This window comes from Anaerocolumna sp. AGMB13020, from assembly GCF_033100115.1.
In the GTDB taxonomy this organism is placed as follows: Bacteria; Bacillota; Clostridia; order Lachnospirales; family Lachnospiraceae; genus Anaerocolumna.
On the sequence record NZ_CP136910.1, the window covers coordinates 5,146,785 to 5,162,504 of the forward strand.

14 protein-coding genes are annotated in these 15,720 nt (G+C 38.2%); 12 read left to right on the plus strand and 2 right to left on the minus strand.

Features of this window, described 5'->3' with window-relative positions; translation table 11 throughout:
• Positions 1–49: 49 nt before the first annotated feature.
• The 5 genes from R2R35_RS21665 to R2R35_RS21685 all read left to right on the plus strand — a co-directional run bounded on the left by R2R35_RS21665 (position 50) and on the right by R2R35_RS21685 (position 5,315).
• Entirely contained in the window at positions 50–2,452 is a 2,403-nt protein-coding gene (locus R2R35_RS21665) for a DUF2298 domain-containing protein (protein WP_317731940.1), read from the plus strand.
• Between the two features lie 636 nt (positions 2,453–3,088).
• On the plus strand, positions 3,089–3,289 hold the full coding sequence (locus tag R2R35_RS21670) for an alpha/beta-type small acid-soluble spore protein (RefSeq protein ID WP_317731941.1): 201 nt from the start codon (positions 3,089–3,091) through the stop codon (positions 3,287–3,289).
• A 256-nt stretch (positions 3,290–3,545) separates the two neighbouring features.
• Positions 3,546–4,100, plus strand: a complete 555-nt coding sequence (gene rsmD / locus R2R35_RS21675; protein WP_317731942.1) for a 16S rRNA (guanine(966)-N(2))-methyltransferase RsmD — start codon at positions 3,546–3,548, stop codon at positions 4,098–4,100.
• A gap of 56 nt (positions 4,101–4,156) precedes the next feature.
• Positions 4,157–4,648, plus strand: coding sequence for a pantetheine-phosphate adenylyltransferase (coaD, locus tag R2R35_RS21680; protein WP_317731943.1), 492 nt, complete (start codon positions 4,157–4,159; stop codon positions 4,646–4,648).
• Position 4,649: 1 nt separating this feature from the next.
• Entirely contained in the window at positions 4,650–5,315 is a 666-nt protein-coding gene (locus R2R35_RS21685) for an ATPase (RefSeq protein ID WP_317731944.1), read from the plus strand.
• Positions 5,316–5,348: 33 nt separating this feature from the next.
• Here R2R35_RS21685 and R2R35_RS21690 read toward each other — a convergent pair whose 3' ends face one another.
• Positions 5,349–6,194, minus strand: coding sequence for a hypothetical protein (locus R2R35_RS21690; protein WP_317731945.1), 846 nt, complete (start codon positions 6,192–6,194; stop codon positions 5,349–5,351).
• A 320-nt stretch (positions 6,195–6,514) separates the two neighbouring features.
• On the opposite strand from R2R35_RS21690, the gene pepF reads away from it, so the two are divergent.
• Positions 6,515–8,449: an oligoendopeptidase F gene (pepF, locus tag R2R35_RS21695; RefSeq protein ID WP_317731946.1), complete on the plus strand. Its 1,935-nt coding sequence runs from the start codon at positions 6,515–6,517 to the stop codon at positions 8,447–8,449.
• Positions 8,450–8,478: 29 nt separating this feature from the next.
• On the opposite strand, the gene R2R35_RS21700 is transcribed toward pepF, so the two are convergent.
• Positions 8,479–9,723: a nucleotidyltransferase gene (locus R2R35_RS21700; protein ID WP_317731947.1), complete on the minus strand. Its 1,245-nt coding sequence runs from the start codon at positions 9,721–9,723 to the stop codon at positions 8,479–8,481.
• A gap of 188 nt (positions 9,724–9,911) precedes the next feature.
• Between R2R35_RS21700 and R2R35_RS21705 the strand changes: the two genes are divergently transcribed.
• The 6 genes from R2R35_RS21705 (at position 9,912) to pta (ending at position 15,660) form a co-directional block, all read left to right on the plus strand.
• Positions 9,912–10,649 carry a LytR/AlgR family response regulator transcription factor gene (locus tag R2R35_RS21705; protein WP_317731948.1) on the plus strand — a complete coding sequence of 246 codons (738 nt, stop codon included), beginning with the start codon at positions 9,912–9,914 and terminating at the stop codon, positions 10,647–10,649.
• Positions 10,650–10,672: 23 nt separating this feature from the next.
• Entirely contained in the window at positions 10,673–11,992 is a 1,320-nt protein-coding gene (locus R2R35_RS21710; protein ID WP_317731949.1) for an ATP-binding protein, read from the plus strand.
• A 117-nt stretch (positions 11,993–12,109) separates the two neighbouring features.
• Positions 12,110–12,700, plus strand: a complete 591-nt coding sequence (locus tag R2R35_RS21715) for an accessory gene regulator ArgB-like protein (RefSeq protein ID WP_317731950.1) — start codon at positions 12,110–12,112, stop codon at positions 12,698–12,700.
• Between the two features lie 145 nt (positions 12,701–12,845).
• Positions 12,846–12,992, plus strand: a complete 147-nt coding sequence (locus R2R35_RS21720; protein ID WP_317731951.1) for a cyclic lactone autoinducer peptide — start codon at positions 12,846–12,848, stop codon at positions 12,990–12,992.
• A 202-nt stretch (positions 12,993–13,194) separates the two neighbouring features.
• The gene (locus tag R2R35_RS21725) at positions 13,195–14,451 is read left to right on the plus strand and encodes an HD domain-containing phosphohydrolase (RefSeq protein ID WP_317731952.1); all 1,257 of its coding nucleotides are present in this window, start codon (positions 13,195–13,197) and stop codon (positions 14,449–14,451) included.
• 213 nt (positions 14,452–14,664) lie between these two features.
• A complete protein-coding gene (gene pta, locus R2R35_RS21730) occupies positions 14,665–15,660 on the plus strand; it encodes a phosphate acetyltransferase (protein WP_317731953.1) in 996 nt (331 codons plus the stop codon).
• Positions 15,661–15,720 lie beyond the last annotated feature (60 nt).

Consider the following 15,720-nt stretch of genomic DNA (forward strand, 5'->3'; position numbering starts at 1 on the left):
AAACGATTAATTCAGAATATACGAATATTCATAGAGGAGCAGGTGTTAGATGGAGGATAGAAAGAAAGGGATAGGAAATATCCTTTATACAGTACTTATAGTAACCTTGATGTTTTTTACATTTTTAGCAGGACACATGCTATTGGGTGAAGATTTTACTTCTTTTTTTAAATGGTGGGCTGTACTCTTCCTGATCGGTATGGTTTTTCTGCCGATGTCAGGAAAAGTATTTCGGGGATTTCACGATAATGGCTATTTGTTTTCAAAAACCATAGGAATTGCCTTAACAGGTTATCTTGTGTGGTTGTTGTCATCACTAAGAATATTGAAATTTACTTCTGTAACCTGTGTTATAGTACTTATTATTCTTCTGGCAGTCAATGCAGTGATAATGTACAGAACGAGAAACAAGAAAATAACCTTTGAGCCGGATATCGTTAAGTCCATCCTTTCAGAGGAATTACTGTTCCTGATTTTCTTTTTGCTCTGGACATATATCAGGGGATTTAAACCGGAAGCACATGGAACAGAAAAATTTATGGACTACGGTTTTATGGCCTCTATGATGAGGGCGGATTATATGCCCCCCAGTGATATGTGGTTTGCCGGCGGTACCATCAATTACTATTATGTTGGCCAGTTTCTGGCAACTTTCCTTACAAAGCTATCTTTTGTAAGAGCAAATGAAGGCTACAATCTTATGTTAATGACCCTGGCAGCCTTTGGTTTCATGCTTCCATTCTCTATTGCATATAATATGACCCTCCATTATTTTAAGGACAAGCGCATAAAGGGCAGGAACAAGGCGCGTCTGGCAGGTATATTATCCGGAGCGGGCGTATCACTTGCAGGAAATATGCATTTTGTACTATTCTACTGGGTGGTCCCGGGAGTCCGTTCATTTTTTGGAATAACTGGAGATTTCAAGGACTATTGGTTTCCGAACTCCACCAGATACATTGGTTATAACCCAGATACCAACGATAAGACCATACATGAGTATCCAAGTTACTCTTTTATACTTGGAGATCTTCATGCGCATGTATTAAATATAATGTTCGTATTAACAGTAACGGCAATATTATTTGCCTGGCTGCTCAAAAGAAGGAGCCTGAAACAGGAAGCGAAGGCAGGAAATAACAACAGAAACAGCAAAGAGAATTACCTGGCAATCTTCAAAGAGGTGATTAACCCTCATACCCTTTTAATCGGTTTCTTTATTGGTGTCTTTCATACTACAAATTTCTGGGACTATCCCATTTACTTTGTAGTAGCAGGAGCTGTTATCTTATTCTATAATCTGGATTATCATAACTTTAAGCTGAAAGCACTTTGGATTACAGCTCTTCAGGGAACAGCTATTATAATCTTATCCAAAATAACCGCTTTGCCCTTTACGTTGAATTTCGACCAGATTTCCACGGAAATCAGCCTGGCTGAAACCCATACCCCCATTTATCAGCTACTTATACTCTGGGGTTTGCCGGCAGCTCTGATCATTGCATTGTTAATCGAGTTAATAATGGCAAACAACAGAAGACAGAAGCTTTTGCTGGAGGAAATATGCAAAGTAAACGGAACCTTAATACCAGATGACACAAGGGAGAAACAGCAGCTTCTTGCGAACTATACCGGTAATGAGAAAGAACAATATACCGGAATAAAAGCCTTCTTAAAAAACCTAACGATATCTGATTTATTTGGTATTACACTTGGACTTTGTGCTATTGGCCTGGTTCTGATTCCTGAATTGATCTATGTAAGAGATATTTATACAGGGGATTATAAAAGAGCCAATACCATGTTTAAGTTAACCTATCAGGCATTTATCCTGTTCGGAACCTGCTCCGGTTTTATCTTTTCAAAATTTTTGCATAAACCTATCTTTACCTGGCAGAAGAAGTTTACCATCGTAACCCTGGTCATGTTCCTATGTACCTTATGGTATAGTGAGGTATCCATAAAAGCCTGGTATGGCAATGTATTTGATACAGAAAAATATAAAGGCCTTGATGCCATTGCTTTTATGGAAGAAACGATGCCGGATGATTATGAGGCTGTTAAATGGCTCAATGAAAATGTTACAGGAACACCGGTGGTTTTAGAAGCAAATGGTGACAGTTATTCTGATAATGAACGGATATCCATGGCGACAGGTCTGCCAACGGTTTTAGGCTGGTATGTCCATGAATGGTTATGGAGAGGTGATACTTCCATCCTGGAAGAAAGAATTGCCGATATTAAAACCTTATATACAACAGCAGATATTAATGAGGCAAAGCAGATCATCGACAAGTATAACATCGAATATATTTATGTTGGAGAACTTGAGAAGGAAAAATTCCCTGAAATGAATCCTGAGCTTGTAAAGAGTCTTGGTGAACTGGTTATGGAATGGCCGGAAAGAGAGGATAAGCTTTATTACTCCTTCTTGATAAAAGTATCTGATTAATCTGGTCAAAGCAGAAAAATCAATCCTATGCAAATTAAGAGTGGAAATTAGAAATCAATTTCCACTCTTAAATAAACTTTAAGGTTAAATGTCGGTTACATTGAAGGAAGTCATCCTAAATTTCATATCTGTACAGTACTGCGGGAAGATTCAAACTTCGTTCTATAGGAATCTAAGTGGACCAAAGACATTTCATACGATTTCAGGCTAATTGCACAAAGGAGAAAGAACGAATGCGCCTATGAAAAGGTATTAGAAGTCCTTTTCTCTGAAGGTTTTGTGCTATAATCTAAAACAGATTGTCTGAGCGTAGCGAGTTATCTGTTTTAGATTATGACCAGCACAAAACCTTCAGAGAATTAGGACTTCTTATGCCTTAGAATTGAAGCATGAGTTCTTTCTCCTTTGTGCAATTAGCCGTCCACTCACTAAAAACTCACCCGTGCCATAAATATAAACATAATTATAAAATTCAAATAAGTGTCAAATTCACAAAATTCTTTTAAAATCCTATAGCCAAAAATTACCTGAGTATTTCTATTTTTTCGGAACATAATATTAGTGTAACAAACAACAACAAAGAATTATCTGATGCCCAAAGGGCAGGACAGATAAGAGAAAATGGAGGAGTTTATTATGTCAAGAAACAGAGCAGAAGTGCCTCAGGCAAAAGAAGCTTTAGACAGATTTAAGTATGAAGTTGCAAACGAAATCGGCGTACCTTTAAAACAAGGTTACAATGGAGATTTAACTTCCTACCAGAACGGTAGCGTTGGTGGTATGATGGTTAAAAAGATGATAGCCGAACAGGAAAAGAAAATGTCTGGCCAGCAGTAATATAGAAGAGATTGAAGGAAGGGTCAGTAGTTATAATATAACAAAGGGTTATATTATAACTACAACCCTTCTTTCTTTTATTGATTATTTCAGGAAATTAAGGTAGAATAATAAGAGCATCCTTACTCACTAGGAAACTTGTACTAGGGGGTAAAATTGGGTTGACAAAAGAAGATAATAATATACAATAATAATAGATATTTTAATGAATTGCAGCGCTATTTCGCTGTTATTTATGTTTACAGGAGTAATTTATATGAGAGTTATAGCAGGCAAAGCCAAGAGAATAATGCTACAGACCATTGAAGGTCTTGAGACAAGACCAACAACAGATCGGATAAAGGAGACTCTGTTTAACATGGTGAACAATAGGTTGGCAGACTGCGATTTTCTGGATTTATTCAGCGGCAGCGGAGCCATTGGCATCGAAGCTTTAAGCAGGGGCGCAGCTTCCGCTGTTTTTGTTGAAAATAATAAAAGTGCTATGGACTGCATCAAACGTAATCTTATTGCGACAAAACTATCGGATAAAGGCCAGCAGCTATTAATGGATGCGGTTTCTGCAATCAGAGCGTTGGAAGTGCAGGGGAAAGTATTTGATATCATTTTCATGGATCCGCCCTACGATCATTTGCTGGAGAAACAGGTGCTCACTGCTCTCATGAATTCAGGTATTGTTTACTGTGATACTTTGATTATCGTAGAAGCTTCCAGGGAGACAAGCTTTGATTATATGGAAGATACTCCTTTTCAAATCACAAAAGAGAAAATGTATAAGACAAACAAACATGTTTTTATAGAGATGAAATAGCCCTTAAAGGACATTCGAAAGAAAATCAGGCAGTACAGTTAAGAAAAGAGGATATTATGAGAATTGGGATCTATCCGGGAAGTTTTGATCCGGTTACCTTTGGACACCTTGACATCATTAGACGCGCATCAAAATTAGTGGATCTCTTAATTATCGGTGTATTAACAAATAGCAGTAAAAGCCCTTTATTTACAACTGAGGAACGTATTGAATTCCTTAAAATAACAACAAAGGATATCAGCAATGTTCAGATTGAAGGATATATGGGACTGTTAGTAGATTATGCTAATGAGAAAAAAGCTGAAGTAATATTCAGAGGTTTAAGGGCAGTAACGGATTTTGAGTATGAACTGCAGTTGGCACAGACAAACCATATATTGAACCCCAAAGTTGATACGGTATTTCTGACTACCAGTGTAGAGTATGCCTATTTGAGTTCCAGTACGGTTAAGGAAATTGCCAGATACGGCGGTAATATCGAGAAGTTTGTTCCAGCTCCCATTGCTTTGGCAATTAATGATAAATATCAAGAGTTAAGGAGAATTTAGTATGGGTGCCAGCAGAATAGAACAATTAATTGAAGATATCTATGAATTTGTGGAAAGCTGTAGAATGCAGCCCCTTTCATCCACAAAAGTAATAGTTCCCAAAGATGAGCTATATGATTTGTTGGATGAGTTACGCTTAAGGACACCGGATGAGATTAAGCGCTACCAGAAAATCATAGCAAACAGAGATGCAATCATCGCTGATGCAGAAGAAAAAGCAGCAGCTATACTTGCGGAGGCCGGAGAAAGAGCCAATGCGCTGCTGGATGAAAGTGAAATAATGCAGCAGGCATATTATCAGGCTGATTCTCTTGTAAAAAATGCATCGGAAGAAGGCAGCCGTATAATAAATGAAGCGAATGAAGATGCAATTCAGATACGGCAGGGAGCACTTGCCTATACTGCTGACATGCTTACAGATGCAGAAGCGGCTATTCAGAATGCCTATGAAAGCAGTAGAACAAAATACGAGAATCTCTTAAATGCTTTAAGAGGAAATCTTGATATCCTTGCCAGCAACAAAAGAGAACTGGTCAGTGAGCCCTCTCCTCAGGAGACAGCCTATAGGCAGGAAGCAGCACAGACCAGGGAAAACGCGGAACAAGTTGATTATGATGATGACTATGAATTTGACGAAAATACCTTTCTAAAAGGCATTGACGAATAATTTAATCAAAGTTGCTATCAGCAGTCTGTGTTATTAAGAAAGTTGTACATAAAGGATTGCCATAAATAAAGCGATGAACATATGCAGCACCTTTTGAATAAAATATGTACGAATGGATAGCCTTGTATTACTGATAACACTGTTGGTTTGCGCCAGACCGGACAAACCGCCGAAGGCAGTTATCATGGTAATCAGGGCTATTTTCAGGTCCATTGACAGGGGGGCAGTACTTAATTTATTTATACCAGTAGTGATTTCCAGAAATCCTAATAAAACCAGTTTAAATGGGCTGCTGCCGGTAAGAGTATCCGTAATTATCTGAGCGGCAATAGAAAACAGGATAACATAACCTCCGACTCGGGTTATAATATCAAAGGCATCCATAATACTATTGTCCAGTTTTTTCATATCAAATTGGTTACTGCTCTTTGATACGACAGTGCTATCCATGCTTAAGGTCGATATGGATCGATGCAAGAAGGGAAGATGCTGCCAGAGCATAGTAGCAATCAGTGCGGAGGAATAGAGAATCAGCAATAGGATAAAGCGGATTTCTGGTTTATTAAGCTGTGACAGGGAAATATAACTCATAATAAACATCGGACTTGCATTGTTGCATAAGCCCAAAAGGTACTGGCCTTCGTTTTCGCTGAGTTCTCCTCTCTCAAGCATATCTGCCGTGGTCTTGGCTCCAACTGGTATTCCGGATAAAAAACCAATCAGTACCGGATAACATCCGTTTTCCGTAACCTTAAAGATCCGATGGAATACAGGATATAAGATACGGCTTAAGGGCACTGTGATTCTCATTCGGACAATCAGGTTGGATAATATCATAAATGGCAGCAATGTGGGAAGCAGCGTGTTAAACCAGAGCATAAGTCCTTTTTTTGCCCCTAGATAAGAGGAAGAGGGAAATATAAGGAGGAAAGCAAGAAATACTAAAATTCCGGCTTTCGGTAAATTTCTTTTAATATAATTTTTCCTTGCGTTCATTTAGATTATGTTAGATTAAGATCTAGCCTTTCCTTCAAGTGTTATTATAATCTATTTGACATGCAGTAGGTATATGCCATGAATTAAATTTCATCTGTAAAAAAAGGTATTATTTACCTTGGATTCTATGTTATAATAGAGGGCGGAAAAACTTATGGGCATAGCAATGCTAATCCTATTGTGTAATATGTGGTAAGATTCATGTGAATGATAAAAAGAGTATATTTGGTGGGTACAAAGACCAAATGAATGGTGTGAAAGAGAAGAAATACATGCAAAAATATATGACTGCGGCTCAAGCCTGCAGGGAAAAGAAAGGTATGGTTATTAATATGGCACAAGCGAAACTCAAAAAACGAAGTGAAATCCAACAAGCGGATAAATGGGCAATTGAAGATCTTTTTGAAAAAGATGAGTTATGGAAAAAGGAATATAATGAAACAAAAGAAGAAGTGGAAAAAATAAAAGCTTATCAGGGCAAACTGTTGCAGTCCGGGAAACAGCTGCATGAATTTTTGAAGCTCCAGGATGAGATATCCTACCACCTTGAGAGGGTTTATGTATATGCCAACCAGAAATACCATGAAGATACAGGGAATGCTCTATACCAGGGATTCGCTGATCAGGCAGGAAATCTGGCTGTCGCTTTTGATTCTGCAACCTCCTTTGCCAATGCAGAAATCTTATCTATACCTGAGGAGATTCTTGAGAACTTTCTAAAGAATACACCGGATTTATCTCAGTACAGATTTGCATTAAATGAGATAATTCGAAATAAACCTCATACACTTAGCGGTGAGATGGAAGAACTCCTGGCAGAAGCTGGGGACATGGCTTCTTCACCTCAGACAATTTTCTCAATGTTTAATAATGCGGATATTAAGTTCCCGTCAATAGAAGATGAGGAAGGAAATCAGGTGGAAATTACTCACGGCAGATTTATTGCATTTCTGGAGAGTGCTGACCCGAGAGTAAGAAGGGATGCCTTTAAAAATCTTTATGCTACCTATATGAAGAATAAGAATACCCTTGCAGCAATATACAGTGCAAATGTTAAGAAAGATGCTTTCTTTGCAAAAGCCAGAAAATTTCCTTCTGCGATGGCGATGAAGCTGTATGGAAGTAATATACCGGCAGAAGTGTATAAGAATCTGATAGAATCCGTACATGAAAAAATGCCTCTTATGCACCGTTATGTAGCTTTAAGAAAGAAACTGATGGGTGTTAAAGAATTGCATATGTATGACTTGTATACACCCATCATTAAAGATGTGGATACCAAATACAGCTTTGAGGAAGCGAAAGAGCTGGTTGTTAATGGCCTTGAACCCTTAGGCGAGCGTTACAGAAAAGTTCTGTTGGAAGGATTTAATGACAGATGGATCGATATCTATGAGAACGAAGGAAAAAGAAGCGGTGCTTATTCCTGGGGTGCCTATGGAACACACCCCTATGTTCTATTGAATTATAACGGAAGCCTTGACAATGTATTTACCTTAGCTCATGAAATGGGGCATGCCCTTCACAGCTACTTCTCTGATAATGCCCAGCCTATTACTTATGCCGGTTATAAGATCTTTGTAGCAGAGGTTGCATCTACCTGTAATGAAGCGCTTCTGATGGAATATCTGCTATCAAAAACAGAGGATAAGAAGCAGAAGGCTTACCTTATCAATCATTTCCTGGAACAGTTCCGTACAACGTTGTACCGACAGACTATGTTTGCGGAGTTTGAGATGCTGGTTCATGAGAAAGCTTTAAAAGGGGAAGCATTAACGGCGGAGAATTTAAGCGCCCAGTACAAGGAGCTTGTAAGTCTTTATTATGGCAAGGATATTGTGGTAGATGACGAAATTGCTTATGAGTGGGCAAGAATACCGCATTTTTATACGGCTTTTTATGTGTATCAGTATGCAACAGGTTATTCTGCAGCAATAGCTCTTTCCAGAAAAATATTGAAGGAAGGCGGCAAAGCAGTCGAGGACTATATCGGCAAGTTCCTTCAGGGAGGAAGTTCCGATTATCCAATCGAGCTGTTAAAGAAGGCTGGTGTGGATATGAGCAGCCGAGAGCCGGTTATACAGGCACTTAATCTATTTGAAGAATTACTGGATGCAATGGAGAAGTTAGTGGATTAATCAAATACAGGGAATCATATTGCAGGAAGTTAATCCTGTAATATGATTCCTTGTTTGTATTCACTCTTTGGTAATATACCAAATTTATGATAAATTACTTCATTATACAAGGCTGCTGCAAATAAATCTTCCTTAAACATTTTCTGTCCAGTCTCCTTTAGCTTATCAGCAGCTCCACCAACCTTTGTAATAAGAGGAAGATTACTTTTCTTAGCCATGGCACGCAGGAGAGGAGAAGAACTTTTCCTGATGCCAAGAATTCTGGCGTATTGGGCATAACCTTCTGCTTTGTACAGTTTCATGGTGTCCTCTGTTATATTAAGCATTATATGCAGCAGGGAGCGGTTAATTCTGGTGAGTGTCCACTGTCTGGATTTCATCTCCCTGGCAGCATCCAGAAAAGTCAGACCGGGTCTTAATATACCGGCAATTCGGTTAGCCAGGTCAGGTGTGACATCCAGATACTTCGTCAAGGATTGCTTGCTTTCTGCCATTAGTTTGTATTGGAGCAAAAGGGAAAAGTCGTCTTCTGTCACTGGCCAGGTTATTTCATAGGAGTTCTTTAAGTAAGGGTAGGCCTCTGAAGGAATATGCTGCATTAATGCAGACAGTCCAATACCATCTTTTAAGGCCTTTCTGATAGCAGTAGCACTGCTGATAACGGAATCCTTCCCTTCATTGAGATCCTCCTTGTGATAACCGGCAAAAACCCGTTTGATTGTATAGGGGGTAATGGGACTTTGCAGGGTGTGCAGGGCTCTAATGTATTCCATGCCTAATATATTATTCGGTGAGGCCAGGAAAGAGGCATCCGAGTCGGACAGAAAGGGTGCAAGTGCTTCCATTCTGGCTTGAGGAAAAGTCTTACCATCTTTTAAGGCTTCGTTAAGCTTTGACTTAAACAATGGAGGTTCTGTCTCAAGTATTTTAGAGGCCTCCTCCAAAAGGCTGATACTTCCGCACTCACTGCCAAAACACAGGGAATCTACAACACCTATACCGTTTAGCAGAGATACAGCCCCCATGGAAAAATACTCTGCACTGCTGCTGGCAAAGGATACAGGCAATTCCAGAACCAGATCTGCTCCGCAAGCCAGGGCCATTTGTGTTCGGGTGTATTTATCCAGAAAAGCCGGTGCTCCTCTTTGCACATAATTTCCGCTCATGACCACGACACAGTAGTCAGCACCGGTTTCCTTTCTGGCTTCTTTTATATGATAATAATGCCCGTTATGGAAGGGATTATATTCGGTAATTAAACCAACAACTTTCATGTAGACCTCATACTTTCGCTTTTTATATATCTACTATAGTTGAAAAAAGGCTTTATGTAAAGGGATATAAACCAGGTACCACGAAGTGCTCCCAGACAACCAGAATTTAACAAAATTTTCAAAAAATGATGCGAAACCATGGAGTAGTTGGTATAATAAGTATGGAAAATAGTAAACTGGGGGGTAATATGATTAAAATTGCGCTATGTGATGATCAAACAGATGAGCTTGCTATGCTTGACAATGTCATTAAGCAATACGGTAACGAGAGAGATTTAACGCTTAAGACCTTTTTATTTCGAAGGGGTGAAGAGCTTCTGACTTCCTGGGAAGAATTTGACATTGTATTTCTGGATATTTATATGGGTGGAATTGATGGAATGGAGACTGCCAAGAGTATTCGCAAAAAGGACAAGCAGGTTGAAATCATCTTTATAACCAGCCATATAGGCCTTACGAAAGAAGCATTATCCGTTCATGCCTTTGAATATCTGGACAAACCAGTCAGCAAGGAAATGATTTATAAGCAGATGAATGAGGTGCTTGAGAAACTCACACAAAACAAGCCAAGTTATGGCAGAAAAAAAGAGATGGTGGAAATAAACACCGGCAAGAGTACCATGCGCTTTGCGGTGGAGGATATTTTTTATTTTGAAAGGAATGACCGTAAGATCAAGGTTGTTACCTCGAAGGGGAATTATATAGTCAATGAAACCATATCTTCTTTAGAGGAGAAATTTCGTAAATATGATTTTGTGATGCCTCATCAGAGCTTCGTGGTTAACATTAATCATATGCAGGATTATTTCAAGGACGAAATAATAATGACAAATTATGATGTTATCCCGGTTGCTCAGAAAAGATCCTCTGAATTTAAACGGGTTATGAGGGATTTCCTTCAAAAACAAATGGAAAGGAACCTATAATAGGTAATCGGATAGGGATTAGTATGAATGAGGTAATTTATATAGTGGGGCTATTTTTGTCCAGTTTTGTTTCAGTACATATCATAATTGATTTTATGGGAACATTGTTTGAGAAGAATCGGGCAAGATGGGTTTATTTATTGATTGAAACGTTATTTGTTCTCTTGCTGGCAGGAGTGAATGCCCTTAACAACGCATGGCTTAACCTTATAACAGTGTTCGGGATAACTGTCATACTGGCAGTCAGAATGTATAAGGGAAAAGTAATGCATACACTGTTGTTTACCGTAATCCTGATAATAGGTATGAGTGCTTGTGAATCCATTGGTATTCTTATACTTCACAGTATTTATAATATGTCGGATATCGTTATTGAATCAGACAGACTTAAAAATTTCTATGATATCACCATCAGTCAGTTACTTGTTATTTTTATCAGCCATATGGTCTTATTACGATATGCAAAAAAGAAGGATATCAGCCATCTTAGCAGACGACAGTACCTGTTCACGTTTATTTATGCTTTTTTCAGTGTGCTGAATATCTACAGTCTTTCTATATTAATGAAAGATATCAAGAGTCAATCGGCTATAATCTGCGTAATGATTACCTGTGTAGGAATAGTCGTTATAAATATTTATTTTCTTAACATTCTGGAACATGAATCGGAAAATAACCGTCTGATTTATGAGAACAAACTCTTCGGACAGCAGTCTAAGATGCAGTATCAGTATTATGATGCACTGGAACTGCAATACAGAGAATCTTTAAGTATCATTCATGATGTTAAAAGACATATACGTTCTATCGAAGAGCTGTATATGCATCAGGAAACAGGAGCAGCCAGGGAGTATGCCATAACAATACATAACCGTCTGGATGCTTTCCGTCTTAACGAGTATACGACCAACCGTATGCTTAATATCATTCTTAATGATAAGATAAAGCTGGCGGAAAATCATAAAATTGAGTTCCAATGTAAAATCGATGAGATTGATCTGAGTTTTATTGATAATATGGATCTTACAACGATATTTGCCAATTTGCTTGATAATGCGATTGAAGCCTGTGCCAGGTTAAGCAGTGGCAGGATCATCAATTTAAAAGTCGGCTCCTTTAATAATCTGGTAGCGATAACCATAAAGAATCCTATGATTGAGAATGCGTATAATAACTCACATATCAGCATCATAGAGCATCACCGAAGGGGAGAACATGCGGGGATTGGAATTCCAAATGTTGTAAAAGTAGTAGAGAAGTACAAGGGAGACTTTAATATTCAAAAAGAAGATGGAATGTATTCCTGCAGCATTGTACTCTCAAAGAAGGGGAAGAGGGTATAGCACTTAGGACAAGTAGAATAGACAAAAAACATGTCGATTAGACACAGGTACTTGATTTTACTTACTGCCAATTTATAATAAAAAGTAAACAGGTTTTTTGAATCGGAGGGGATTCGGGTGTTAGATAAGACAGCTGTCAGACTGGTTGACCGGCTGATAAAAAAAGGTATCATTAAAGAGCAGGAGTCTGAACTGTACCTGTTTGGTATAGAAACAGCTATGCTTAAAATACTGCATTTACTTACATACATAGTTATGGGAGTTCTTATTGGAGAACTCACCGGGCTTCTCTTATTTCTTGCTGTCTTTATACCGTTAAGAGAATATTCAGGCGGTTATCATGCCTCTACGAAGCTTAAATGCTATATTGTATCCTGTTTGACTGTACTATCCATGCTTCTGCTGATAAAGCTGTGTGATGAGAATTTCTATTTGTCCAGTGTGTATCTGGCCTCCATATCCAGTGCCATCCTGCTTTTTCTGATTCCGGTGGAAACAGCCGCAAGACCTATGGACGAATCGGAAAAAATATATTACAGGAGCAAGGCTGGTTTTATCATTGTATTGCTTCTGACAATAACACTTTTTTTATACATGACGGACCAGTTTGATTATAGTTTTGTTATTGCCTTAAGTTTATTCTTTGAAATGATAGCTGCTTTTACTGGTAAATTAATATTTATAAAAGAAAATAAATCATCAGAGTGAGATAAAGGTATCAAATGATGCTAATAAAATGTAGAATAGACATAAAACATGTAGAATAGACAAGGTATATTGTAATAATATGAAATATTTACTATAATAATTTTGTAATCAGGAATCGCTTTTAAGATTAATAAGGAGGTTTACCATGAAGAACCAGGTTGAGAAGAAAGTATTAAACGCAGTTTCAAAAATAGCTATTGGTAATGCCAAAAAGTCAGCTAATTCTGCTTGCGTATTTTTCGGCTACCAGGCTAAACTTCCGGAATCAGTCAAAGAGCTTAGAAGATTCTAATTGCTGCAAATTTCACTCCTACAATTTAATTTTGCAACAAAGATACTGTTAGTCCATTAGGCCTAACAGTATCTTTTTTTGTATGGAAATATTTTATGTACCCTTGCCAGTCTGTTGTGACTGTGTTACTATTACCTAAGAAAATGTAGTAATATAGTATATTATATCGTGATGTGTCGTATAAGAGAAAAGGGTTGACTGTATGGAGGTTATTGGAAACAAAGAGATGATAAATATATTGCGCAAGACTCTGAATCTGATGGACAACAGATTGATGAATCATGGCGAAAGAGTCGGCTATATCTTTTACAAAATGTTATCCTGCGAAAACAAGTACAGCGAGGATGAGCTTAGGATATATACACTTGTGGGGCTGCTGCATGACATCGGAGCCTTTCGTGAAGATGATATTAAGGATATGCTTCAATTAGAAGCGAATAAGAACTTTGAACATTCCATTTATGGATATCTGTTCTTAAAATATCTGTCGCCCTTAAGTGAATTTGCTGAAATAGTGCTATATCATCATACCGATTATTATAATATCAAACAAAATCTGACACCGCTCAAAGAGCTTGGTAACTATCTAAAACTGGCAGACAGAGTGGATGTTATACTTACCTATTATAATGAGAAGGATATTATCAGGCTTCTTAATGAAAAGTCCGAAATAAAATATTCTAAAAAAGCAATTCAATCATTCATAAAAGCAAACAGTACATATAATGTTATAGAACATACCAAGGACAGGTCATATTCAGGGGAATTGAATAAGCTATTGGAAGGCATCAAAATGACAGCAGTGGAAAAGGACAAGTACCTCAATATGCTGGCTTATTCCATTGATTTCCGCAGCGAATATACAGTAATGCATACAATAACAACCGTCAGCCTTGCAGACGAAATAGGCAGATTCATGGATCTGTCGAAAGAGGATCAGATAAACCTCCATTATGGTGCTCTGCTGCATGATATCGGAAAAATCTCAACACCCCTTAATATTCTGGAGTCTCCCGGAAGACTGACGGGAGAAGAGATGGCCATTATGAGAAGGCACGTAAAGGATACTTATGAGATACTAAACGGTTACATCAAGGAAGAAATTGTGGAAATCGCAGCAAGACATCATGAAAAACTGGATGGCTCAGGATATTTCCGTAAGCTGAAAGGGGATCAGCTGACATTGCCTCAGCGGATTCTTGGAGTCGCAGATATTGTAAGCGCTCTTTATGGTGTAAGAAGCTATAAGAAAGCCTATGACAAAGAAACAATCATACGTATAATCAAGACAGAAGCGGAAGGCGGTAAAGTATGCCGTGCTACCGTTAATTGTCTTGTGTCTAATTATGATGAAATAATAAAAAATGTAGAACGAAATTCCAGGAATTCTCTAGAGATGTATAATGAACTGAAAATTAACTTTAATGGTTATTATAATACCTTTGAAAACTGGGAATAATGGGAGGCATACTATAAATACTACAAAACTACTTCAAAATAAACGATAAAAATGATTGAATTTGTTACTTGTAACTAAAAAAGTTTTAGACTATAATGTATGCTGAGGTATTATATGCTCAATTCCTATGGAATAATATACCTGGCAGGTGTATATCTATTTGGACAAGAGTATCAAACATATGTTTTTGTATTACGAAAGGAGAATTTTGTAATGGGATTCATTGAAACTATTAAAGAAAGGGCAAAACAGAATAAAAAGACTATCGTTTTGCCTGAGACTAGCGACAGAAGAACTCTGGAAGCTGCCGCAAAGATTCTGGAAGAAGAAATTGCCAATATTATTCTGGTAGGTAATGAAGAGGAGATAAAGAAAGGCGCAGAAGGCCTTGATTTGTCGAAAGCTGCAATCATAGATCCTCATACAACAGAAAAACTGGCAGGTTATATCGACCTTCTTGTGGAGTTAAGAAAGAGTAAAGGAATGACACCCGAAGCCGCAAAGGAAAGTCTTACATCAGATTATCTTACTTTCGGCGTTACCATGGTTAAGGCAGGAGATGCTGACGGTATGGTAGCAGGTGCTATTAACGCAACCGCTAATGTTTTAAGACCTTCCCTTCAAATATTAAAAACAGCACCCGGAACGAAATTAGTTTCTGCATTCTTTGTTATGGTTGTACCTAATTGTGAATATGGTGCAAATGGTACGTTTATCTTCTCCGATTCTGGATTAAATCAAAATCCCAATGCTGAAGAACTGGCTGCAATTGCAGGAAGCTCCGCAAAAAGCTTTCAGCTTTTGGTAGGTGAGGAACCAGTAGTTGCGATGCTTTCCCATTCAACAAAAGGCAGTGCAAAACATGCAGATGTTGATAAAGTAGTAGAGGCAACTAAGCTTGCAAAAGAAGCTTATCCTGATATCAAAATAGATGGTGAGTATCAGCTGGATGCTGCAATTGTTCCAAGTGTTGGAGCGCAGAAAGCACCTGGAAGTGACATTGCAGGAAAAGCGAATGTACTGATTTTCCCTGACCTGGATGCAGGTAATATCGGCTACAAGCTTACACAGAGACTTGCCAAAGCAGAAGCTTATGGTCCTATTACACAGGGTATTGCAAAACCCGTTAACGATTTATCCAGAGGCTGCAGTGCTGATGATATCGTCGGTGTAATTGCTATTACCGCTGTTCAGGCAGCTGCTAACTAAGAATCGGAAATAATAGCTGAATTAAGTTTTTATACCTGTCCAAGCATAAAAAGTACCATA